Origin of the sequence: Actinomadura sp. NPDC049382, from assembly GCF_040677125.1 — a bacterium.
Classification (GTDB): Bacteria; Actinomycetota; Actinomycetes; order Streptosporangiales; family Streptosporangiaceae; genus Spirillospora; species Spirillospora geliboluensis.
Genome location: NZ_JBFARO010000215.1, coordinates 1 through 8,433, shown reverse-complemented (window position 1 = coordinate 8,433; position 8,433 = coordinate 1). Strand labels below are relative to the sequence as shown.

3 protein-coding genes are annotated in these 8,433 nt (G+C 75.5%); 1 reads left to right on the top strand and 2 read right to left on the bottom strand.

Annotated features, from left to right (window positions below; all coding sequences use genetic code 11):
- Window positions 1–87 precede the first annotated feature (87 nt).
- Complete coding sequence (locus tag AB0K34_RS45315) at window positions 88–5,544, bottom strand: carboxyl transferase domain-containing protein (RefSeq protein WP_138635911.1); 5,457 nt, start codon at window positions 5,542–5,544, stop codon at window positions 88–90.
- Window positions 5,545–5,703: 159 nt separating this feature from the next.
- Window positions 5,704–7,740, bottom strand: a complete 2,037-nt coding sequence (locus AB0K34_RS45310; protein ID WP_138635910.1) for a SpoIIE family protein phosphatase — start codon at window positions 7,738–7,740, stop codon at window positions 5,704–5,706.
- Window positions 7,741–7,882: 142 nt separating this feature from the next.
- Between AB0K34_RS45310 and AB0K34_RS45305 the strand changes: the two genes are divergently transcribed.
- On the top strand, window positions 7,883–8,433 hold a 551-nt coding region (locus AB0K34_RS45305), incomplete at its 3' end, for an ATP-binding protein (protein WP_364554712.1).

Here is an 8,433-nt window from a genome sequence, read left to right as displayed (position 1 = left end):
ACGCCAACCCCTGGCGCCCGCCCCGCCGCCACGACGGCGCCCTCGTCCTCCCCGCGCCCTGAGCGGGGAGGACGAGGGCGCGCGCCGTCAGCCCAGCCGGGACTCGATGGCCTCGATGATGCGCGGACGCAGCTCGGCGGCCGGGATGACCGCGTCGACGGAGCCGACCTCGACCGCGCGGCGGATGTCGTGGACGCGGTCGAACTCCGCGGCGACCTCGCCGAGCTTCTCCGCCCGGACCGACGCGCGCAGCTCGTCCAGCTCCGCGATCAGCGCCGCGCGGTCGGCGCCGGTCGCGGCGGCGACGCGCGGCTCCAGCTCCCGGACGCGCGGGTCGGCGGCGGTGCGGGCGTCCACGTCGCGGGAGAACACCGCCGCGGCGGCGGGCGCGCCGCCGAGCACCGACGCGAACGAGCCCTCCAGCGCGAGGACGGTCATGTTCGGGTTCAGCGCCTTGGAGAACACCACGAACGCGCCCCCGTGGTAGCGGGAGATCACGCAGAACACGATCGGGCCGCGGAAGTTCACGATCGCGCGGCCGATCTCCGCGCCGTACTCCAGCTGGAGCTTGCGCAGCGACTCCGGCGAGCCGTCGAAGCCCGACAGGTTCGCCAGCACCACCAGCGGCCGGTTGCCGCTGGCCGCGTTGATCGCCCGCGCGGCCTTCTTCGACGACTGCGGGAACAGCGTGCCCGCGGTGTAGGAGTCGGGGCCGTCGGTCGGCGGGAACCCGCGCCGCGGCACCGCGTGCGACTCGATGCCGAGCAGGCACACCGGGATGCCGCCGAGGTGGACGTCCTGCACGACGGCGGTGTCGGCGTCGGCCATGCCCGCCCACCGCTCCAGGACCGGGTGGTCCTGGTCGGACAGCGCCCGCATCACGGTCCGGATGTCGAACGGCTTCTTGCGGTCCGGGTTGGCCGCGGCGGAGAAGATCTCGCCGACGGTGGTGAAGTCGCTGCCCTCCACGATGTGCGGGAAGTCGGAGACGTCGCGGTCGGCGGGGTCGGTGGTGGCGGCGCGGCGCGGCGCGTCCTCGCCGGGGACGACATAGGTGTGGTCGTAGTGCGCCATCAGCACGTCCCGCGCGGCGACCAGGTTCGGCGCCCAGTACTGCGCCTGCCCGTTCGGCCCCATCACCCGGTCGTAGCCGCCGATGCCGAAGTTGTCCTCGGCCGAGACGCCGCCGGAGAAGTCGAGCGCCTGCTTGCCGGTCAGCACCATCGCCGACTCCGGCGTCATCACGAGGACGCCCTTGGTGTGCATGAGCATCGTCGCCTCGGCGTTCCAGTACGGCTGCGCGCCGACGTTGATGCCCGCGACGACGACGTTGATCTCGCCGCCGTCCTGGGTGAACTCGACGATCCGCTTCAGCGCCGCCGCCACCCAGTCCATGTTCTCGGTGCCCGACTCCATGGAGATCCGGGCGCCGGCCGACAGCGCGTACCACTCCACCGGCACCCGCATCCGCTCGGCCAGGTCGAGCGCGGCGATCACGCGGCGGCACTCCGGCTCCGACAGGGCGCCGAGCGCCTTCGTCGGGTCGCCGAGCAGCACCACCCGGGTGACGCCCTCCGGGTGGCGGGGGGTCGGGGTGGTGACGACGCCCGCGACGATCGCGGCGGTGTTGCGGCCCGCCGGCCGGTCGACCGGCACCAGCGCGTGCGCGTCGTCGAGGTCGTGCTCGGCGAAGTCGCCGAGCATCCCGGTCAGCTCGTACGGGTACACGGTGTTGCGGCTGCGGGCGCGCAGCACCTTCTGCCGGTAGCCGTCGACCGGCACGACCGGGTCGTCGGACGGCTCGCCCACGGTCAGGGTCGTGCCGCCGGCGGCGTCGAACGCGATCCGGACGGTCCGCTTGAGCAGCTCGCCGGTCTCCGGGTCGCGGCGCCGCCCGATGATCTCGATCTCCTCCAGCCCGGCGCCGGCGGCGGTCGGCAGCATCCGGTCGACGAGCATCTCCAGCTCGGCGCGGGTGAGGTCGCTCGGCGGCCAGACGTAGATCACGATCCGGTTGGTGGGCAGCCGCTTCTTGGACGGGCGCCGCTCCTGCGCGCGCCGGATCGAGTCGAGGCAGGTGGCGATGATGAACTCGGCGGTCGGCAGCGACAGCAGCCGGCCGTCGTGGTCGCGCAGCCCGGACAGGTCCCGCACCTGCGCGAACGCCACCAGCCGGTCGTCGGAGGGGTTCTCCCGCGCCACGCACTGGAACAGGTAGACCTCCTCGTCGGAGGACGGGAGCCGGGTGAGGTCGAACCCGCTCAGCCGCTCCATCCGCATCCGCTGCGCGATGTGCGGGTGCAGGCCGCGGATCAGCCGCTCCTCGGCCATCCCGGTACCGGACGGGCGGAAGGTGAAGTGGTGGTGCATGACCGCGCCGCTGCTGCCCGCGACGGTGGCGGTGATGCGGCGGACGCGGTCCGGCAGCGGATGCGCGGCGAGGACGTCGCCCAGCGCGGCCGCCATCGCGTCGAAGTCCTCCGGCTGGTTCTCCCAGGAGAGGTAGATGTCGGCGTCGACGGCGTCCTCGCCGGCCGCGAGGCCGGCGAGGCCGGCCAGCGCGCCGCCGAGGGCGTCGAAGCTCACCGCCGCGGAGACCAGGCACGAGCCCGCCCGCTCGGCGACGACGAACGCGCAGCCCCCGGCCTCGGCGGTGCGGACGCCGGTCAGGCCCTTGTTGCCGTAGTAGCGCCGGGTCAGCACCTCCAGCATGACCGTGTTGTCGCGGTCGCCGCGGCGGAGCCGGCGGCCGAGCAGCCGCACCAGCGGCTCGGTGCTGCGCACCATCTCGGCGATGCGGTCGGCGCGGTCCGGCGCGTCCGGGCGGGCGTCCAGGTGGCGCAGGTGCCGGCGGACGTCGGCGTAGACGCGGGCGCGGTCGCGGCGCAGCATCGGCTGGGCGTACCAGGCGAACACGACGCCGCACGCGAGGTCGTAGACCACCGGGAACCGCACCTGCGCGGCGGTGATCAGCCGCTGCAGCGCGAGGCCGGCGGGCTCGCGCAGCGCCTCCACCGGCGGCGGCTCGCGCAGCCAGGCGCGTAGCAGCGCGCTGACGACCGCGGCGTCCGCGGACGCCCGCTGCCGGGACAGGAAGATCCGGAACACCGCCGCCTCGAGCTCGGGGGTGCGGTCCAGGTCGGTGACGCCGTAGTGGCCGAGCGCCTTGGCGAGCCGCTCCTGGAACGCCGCCGGCAGCCCGGCCCGCTCCACGTCGAGGCTCTGCAGGTAGGTGTGGAAGTACTCGCGGGCGCTGTGCACGTGCCCGTCCGCGCCGTCCCCGCCGGCGGGCCGGTCGCGGGTCAGCTCGGCGAGGTCGGCGAACACGTCCAGCAGCGCGATCTCCTCGGCCAGCGGCCGGTGGCCGTCCGCGGCGGCGGCCTGGCGCGCGGCGAGGTAGTCGGCGAGGGCGCGGCGCTCGTCATGCGGGTCGACGTCGAAGCCGAGCAGCAGGCTGCGCAGGTCCTCCCGGCCGCGGGCGGCGCGCTCGCGGGCCGGGACCGCGGCGGGCGCGGCGGGCAGGTCCAGTTCGGCGGACGCGGTGGCCGCGGCCTCCCCGGCCTCGGCGGCGTCGGCGAGCGGCTCCAGCCGCAGCAGCGGCGCGCCGGTCTCCACCTGGCTGCCGACCGACACGACGCATTCCTTCAGCCGCGCCTTGAACGGCGCCCGCAGCACCGTCTCCATCTTCATGCTCTCCAGCACCAGGACGGGCGCGCCCGCCTCGACCTCGGCGCCGGGCTCCAGCGGGGTCGCGACGACCAGCGCGGGCGCGGGGGAGCGGACGACGCCGCCCTCGTCCCGGCTGACCCGGTGCGTCACGCCGTCCACCTCGACGAGGTGGACGGGGCCGTGCGTCCCGGTGAGCAGCCGGTACCGGGTGCCGTTGACGGTGATCTGCGCGGTGTGCCGGTCGAAGCGGTCGAGTTCGACGTCGGCGGTGCGGACGTCGTCGCCGGCCTCGACGGCGACGCGGAACCGGTCCGCGCCGACCCGCGCGACCCGCACCCGGTAGCCGGCGCCGCGCAGCTTGAGGTCGAGCGGCCGGCCGCTCTCGTGCCGCACCTGCGGGCGCCCGCCGGACGCGGTGGACAGCAGCCGGCTCCGCGCGGCGCGCTCGTCCTCCTCGTACGCCTCGATGGCGGCGGCGGCGAGCGCGACCGCGGAGTGCCGGCCGCTGACGAGGTCGCCCTCGGCGCGCACCCGGTCGATCCAGCCGGTGTCGGCGCTCGCGCCGACGACCTCGGGCCGGTCGAGCAGGTCGAGCACGAAGCTCTTGTTCGTCGCGCCGCCCTCGATGATCACGGTGGTCTGCGCCATCGCCCGGCGCAGCCGGCCGAGCGCCTCGTCGCGGTCCCGGCCGTAGGCGATGATCTTGGCGATCATCGAGTCGAAGTCGGCGGGGATGGTGTCGCCCTCCCGGACGCCGGTGTCCACCCGGACGCCGGGCCCGGCGGGCAGGTCGAGCCGCGCGATGCGGCCGGGCGCGGGGGCGAAGTCGCGGTCGGGGTCCTCGGCGTTCAGCCGGGCCTCGACGGCGTGCCCGCGCTCCGCCGGCGGCGCGCCCTCCAGCCGGCCCCCGGCGGCGACGTGCAGCTGCGCCCGCACCAGGTCGAACCCGGTGACGGCCTCGGTGATCGGGTGCTCGACCTGGAGCCGGGTGTTGACCTCCAGGAACGCGAACAGCTCGTCGCCGGGGTGGTAGAGGAACTCCACGGTCGCCGCGCCCCGGTAGCCGACCGCGACGGCGAGCCGCTCGGCGGACGCCTTCAGCTCCGCGGCCTGCTCGGCGCGCAGCACCGGCGACGCCGACTCCTCGATGACCTTCTGGTTGCGGCGCTGCACCGAGCAGTCGCGGACGCCGAGCGCCCACGCGGTCTCGCCGTCGGCGATCACCTGGACCTCGACGTGCCGGGCGCCGGTGACCAGCCGCTCCAGGAACACCACGCCGCTGCCGAACGCGCGCGCGGCCTCCTGGCTGGTGCGCTCGTAGGCGTCGGCCAGCTCCGCCTCGTCGTTGATGACGCGGATGCCGCGCCCGCCGCCGCCCGCGGTCGCCTTCAGCATCAGCGGGTAGCCGATCCCGGCCGCGGCCTCGCGCGCCGCGTCCAGCGTCGCGACGGCGCCGCGGCTCCACGGCGCGACCGGCACGCCGACCTCCTCGGCGATCAGCTTCGCGCCGATCTTGTCGCCGAGCCGGCGCATCGCCTCGGCGCTCGGGCCGACGAAGGTGACGCCGATCCGCTCGCACAGCTCCGCGAACGCCGGGTCCTCCGCGACGAAGCCCCAGCCGACCCACGCGGCGTCGGCGCCGGTCTCCACCAGGGCCCGCTCCAGCACCTCCAGGTTCAGGTACGGCCGCGCGGCCGCGGGCCCGAGGTCGTGGGCGAGGTCGGCCTCGCGGACGAACGTGGCGGCGCGGTCGACGTCGGTGTGCAGGGCGACCGTCTCGATCCTTGCCCCGGTCTCGGCGGCGAGGCCCCGGACGGCGTGGATGAGCCGCATGGCGGCCTCTCCGCGGTTGACGATGGCGACACGACTGAACACCCGACCGAGCCCTCCTGTAGACCACTGCGCACGCCGCGCGACGGCGCCCCCGACGGTGCCACCTTTCCGCCTACCGGCCCGTAGCGCCATGTCGCAGACATCGCACGCTGAGCGGCTGGAGTTGTGGGAATCGTGCAAAGCCGGGGCCCGGACGCCGCCTTACGGAGAGCCCGGAACGCGGGCGGCGATGACGGCGATGTCGTCGGTGCCGGTGGTCGGGAGGCCGGTGAGGATGCCGTCGCAGAAGGCGGGCAGGGGGGCCTCGCAGAGCTCGGCGGCCCGCCGGCGGAGCCGGCCGAGGCCCTGGTCGAGGTGCTCGTCGGGGTGCTCGATGAGGCCGTCGGTGTAGAGGAAGAAGGTGGAGCGGGGCGGCAGCGGCACGACGGCGCTGATGCAGGGCTGGTCGACGAGCAGGCCAAGCAGCGGGTTGGCGGCGTCCTCCAGCAGCCGGGCGTCGCCGCCGGCGGTGACCAGGAGCGGCGGCGGGTGGCCGGCGACCGCGTAGTTGAGCTGCAGGCCGCCCGCGGGCGACTTCTCGATCCGGGCCAGCACGCAGGTGGCGGTGCCCTCGGGCGCGAGCGTGGCCATCGCGATGTTCAGCCGGCGCAGGATGTCGCCCGGGGGCTCCTCGCGGTCGACCGCGAGCCCCCGCAGCATGTTGCGGAGCTGGCTCATCGCGACGGCGGCGCCGAGGTCGTGCCCGGCCACGTCGCCGATGACGAGGGCGGTGGCGCCGTCGCGGAGCACGAACGAGTCGTACCAGTCGCCGCCCACCTCGGCGGCGGCGGGGCTCGCCCGGTACCTGGCGACGATGTCCAGGCCGGGGACCTCGGGCGGCTGCGCGAGGAGGCCGTGCTGGAGGGCGAGGGCGACCCGCTGCGTGCGCTGGAACAGCATGGCGCTGCTCAGCGCGTCGTGCGCGTGGTCGAACATCTGCCCCATCAGCGCGACGTCGTCCGCGCCCATCGGGGGGCGGTCGCCGCAGGCGGACGCGGTCACCACGGCCGCGACCGCGCCGTCCACGACCACCGGCAGCACCACCACGCTGTGGGCCTTGGCGTCGGTGAGCCACGACACGGTGCTCGCGGGCAGCAGGTCCTCCGGCGGCTCCCCGGGCGGGAAGCTGCGGCGGACCGGGCGGCGCCGCCGGATCGCCTGGACGAACCCGCTGTCGGCCGCGAACCACTCCTCCCCGGCCGGGAGCCGCCTGGGCAGCCCGTCCCGGGCGGCGGTGGCGATGCGCCGGGACAGGACGGGGGCGCTCGCCGGCCGCTCGGCGAACTCGGGCAGCAGGTGCACGCCGCAGCCGTCGGCGAGCGCCGGGACGAGGACGTCCGCCAGCGCGCCGAGCATGTCGTGCAGGTCGGCGTGCTCGGCGGTCGCGACGGCGGCGCGGCCGAGCAGCTCCTGGCGGCGCTGCCGCTGCCAGCGCTGCTCGACGTCGGCGCAGGTGCCCACCCACTCCACGACGGCGCCGCCCTCGTACACCGGCGCGGCGTGCACCTCGAAGTGCCGGTACTCGCCGTCCACGGTCCGCAGCCGGTAGACGTGCCGCCAGGGGGTCGCCTCGCGCAGCGCCGCGTGCCAGGAGCGCAGCGTCGGCAGGCGGTCGTCGGGGTGCAGCGCCCGCAGCCAGCCCTCGCCGCGGAACTCCTCCCAGTCCTGCCCCGTCACCCGCTCCCAGCCGGGGCTCGGCTCGATGATCCCGCCGTGCGGCCCGGAGACCCAGACGATCTCGGCGCTCACCCGGATCAGGCTCTGGAACCGGTGCAGCAGCCGGCGCCGCGTCTCGGCCATCTGCCGCGCGCGCCGGGCCGTGGTCACCTGCTCGGTGACGTCCGCGGCGACGGCGAGGACGCCGGGCTCGCCGTCCTCGAACCGGGAGAGGCTGAAGGAGAAGAACCGCCGCTCGCGGCCGGAGCCGAAGTGCAGGGTCACCGGCGCGTCCGCGACGTCGACGGGCTCCCCGGTGGCGAGCACCCGGTCGAACAGTTCGAAGTAGTCCTGTTCGAGGAGCTCGCCGAACGCCTCGCGGATCGGCCGCCCGATCGGGCGCGCCCCGAAGCTCGCCCGGTAGGCGATGTTGGTGTAGACGAGGCGGTGGTCGGGACCGGTCGTCACGGCCACGCCCACCGGCGCGAGGTCGAATACCTCCAGCGTGAGCTTGCGGTGCCGTTCCGTCCCGGCGTCGTCCATCGTCCCCCCGTCGGCCGGCCGTCCTCGTGATCGCCGTACCCCGGGAACCGGGCGAATATGGGGATCTTGACTGCGGTTGCGGAGAGGTTTACCGTCCGCGGCGGGTTCATACGCCGAGCCCAGGCGTCCGGAGGCCGCGCGCATGACAGATGGGGTCAGCACGGGTGGGGCCGGCGTCCGCGCCGCTCCGGCGCTCGGCAGGGAGAACGTGCTCGGCGGCGTCCGCGCGCACCTCGCCGCCGGCGGCGGCGTCCTGCTGGAGGGCCCGGTCGGGATCGGGAAGTCCACCCTGTTCGCGACGCTGGCGGCCGAGCACGCCGCGGCCGGCCACCGGGTGTTCTCCTGCTGCCCGGCCGAGGCCGAGCACCAGCTGCCCTTCCTCGGCCTGAACGACCTGATCGCGCAGGTGGTGGACGAGGTCATCGACCGGCTGCCGCCTCCCGAGCGCCGGGTCCTGCGCTCGGTGCTGCTGCTCCAGGACGTCCCGACGGGGGAGCGCGACCTGCTGTGCCTGCGGCTCGGGGTGCTGCACGCCTTCCGGCTGCTGTGCTCCGAGCGGCCGGGGCTGGTGCTGGTCGACGACGCGCAGTGGCTGGACCGCCCGACCGGGGAGCTGCTGGCGTTCGTGGCGCGGCGGGCGGCCCGACTCGCGCCGCCGCTGCGGATGGCGGCCTCGGTCCGGCCGGAGCCCGC